This window comes from Arthrobacter crystallopoietes BAB-32, assembly GCF_000328305.2.
Taxonomy (GTDB): domain Bacteria; phylum Actinomycetota; class Actinomycetes; order Actinomycetales; family Micrococcaceae; genus Crystallibacter; species Crystallibacter crystallopoietes_A.
On sequence record NZ_ANPE02000305.1, the window covers coordinates 1 to 1,643 of the forward strand.

2 protein-coding genes and 1 pseudogene are annotated in these 1,643 nt (G+C 70.2%); all 3 read left to right on the forward strand.

The genetic code is table 11. The annotated features are described in order from the left end of the window. Positions 1-431, forward strand: a 431-nt coding sequence (locus tag D477_RS20395; protein WP_005275105.1) for an anti-sigma factor, incomplete at its 5' end; no start/stop codon positions are given. 320 nt (positions 432-751) lie between these two features. Next, positions 752-1,192, forward strand: coding sequence for a DUF4383 domain-containing protein (locus D477_RS20400; RefSeq protein WP_005275108.1), 441 nt, complete (start codon positions 752-754; stop codon positions 1,190-1,192). Positions 1,193-1,296: 104 nt separating this feature from the next. After that, positions 1,297-1,643: pseudogene (locus tag D477_RS20405) on the forward strand (hypothetical protein); the annotation flags it as partial.

A 1,643-nucleotide genomic window follows, 5' to 3' on the forward strand; every position in this document is an offset into this window, starting at 1 on the left:
GGGCCGGGCTGGCCGGCTGGGCCTTCGGGCAGTCGGCCGAGCGCGGGCGGCTGGAGGAGCAGCTGGCGCAGGCGCAGCAGACCCAGGCGACGATGCTCGGCATCCTCACCGCGGCGGACGCCCAGGTGGCCACCGCGCGGATGGAGGACGGCGCCGTCGTTACTTTGGCCTATGCCCCGTCCCTGAACCAGGCGGCGGTGACCGCGCACGGGCTGCCCGAGCTGCCGGACGACCAGACCTACGAGCTCTGGCTGCAGCACGACGACCAGATGGTGCCGGCCGGGCTGATGCCCGCGGGCGAGGCCGGGGCGCCCATGATGAAGCTGCTCGAGGGGCAGTTGGAGGGCGCGTCGGCCTTTGGGATCACCGTGGAGCCGGCCGGGGGATCGCCCGCGCCGACAACCGAGCCGCTCATGGTGCAGGAGCTGTAGCCGGCCGGGGTTTTCCGGGTCGCCCTTGAATCTGTTGGCCCCTAGTGGCTGCTTTGGCGCTCAAAACTGCCTCCAATCCAGCCGCTACGGGCCAATCGTTTCAGAGCCGACCGCCGAGGCAACGCCGGGGCGGCCATCCGTCCGGTCGTCGATCCGAGCTGTTCGTCTAATCCGTGGGGTCGTTGAAGCCGTCTGGTCGTCAAAGCCGGTCTGCTCGTCGAATCCAAACTCGTCGTCCAATCCGCTTAGGCCCTCCGCTCCGAATAGCTGGTACCGGGCCGGGAATCCTGCCGGTCCGGACGGCTACAAGGAGGAAGATCATGTCTGTCCCTGCTACTCGAACAACCCGTCGCGCCGGCGTTCAGACCGCGGCGCTGGTGGTCGGCGCGGCCTTCCTGCTGGTGGGCATCCTGGGCTTCGTGCCGGGCGTCACGGTTAACATTTCCGAACTGAGCTTCGCCGGGCATCACTCGGGGGCGCTGCTGCTGGGCATCTTCCAGGTGTCGGTGCTGCACAACATCGTCCACCTGCTCTTCGGGGTCGGCGGGCTGGCGCTGTCGAGGAGCCGCACGGCGGCGAAGGCGTACCTGGTCTGGGGCGGCGCGGTGTACCTGGTGCTAGGGCTTTACGGGCTGCTGATCGGGCACGGCACCCCGGCGAACTTCGTTCCTGTTAATACAGCCGACAACTGGCTGCACTTTGTGCTGGGCGTGGCGATGATCGGCCTCGGCACGGTGCTGGGCCGGCGGACCGCGGCGTAGGCGACCAGTTGGCGGAGCGGCGGAGCGGCGGAGCGGCCGACGGCGTGGTGTTGCGTCGTGCGGCGAGCGGCTGGCGGCGGGTCGGCTGAGGAGAGGTGATCCCGGTGAATGAGCAGGCTGCAGGGCAGCGGCAGCTGAACCGGCGCGGGCCGGACCGGTTCCGTTGGTTGCGCGGGCAGCGGGGACAGCGCGGGCGGCGGTGGCTGGGCGCGCTGGCCGGACTGGTTTCCGCGGCGGTGCTGTTCGCGGTGGCCGAGGTGGCGGCCGCGTTCTTCGGGCCGGGGTCCTCGCCGCTGGTGTCGGTTGGCGCGGCGTTTGTGGACTTCACTCCGCCGTGGCTGAAGGACTTCGCGATCTCGGTGTTCGGGACAGCGGACAAGCTGGTGCTGTTCATCGCGATGGCGCTGGTGGCCGCGGGGCTGGCGGCCGTGGCGGGGGTGCTGGCGCTGCG

Bases quoted from the DNA above. Each gene is read 5' to 3' on its own strand.
- D477_RS20400 (WP_005275108.1), top strand. From the start codon at position 752: ATGTCTGTCCCTGCTACTCGAACAACCCGTCGCGCCGGCGTTCAGACC.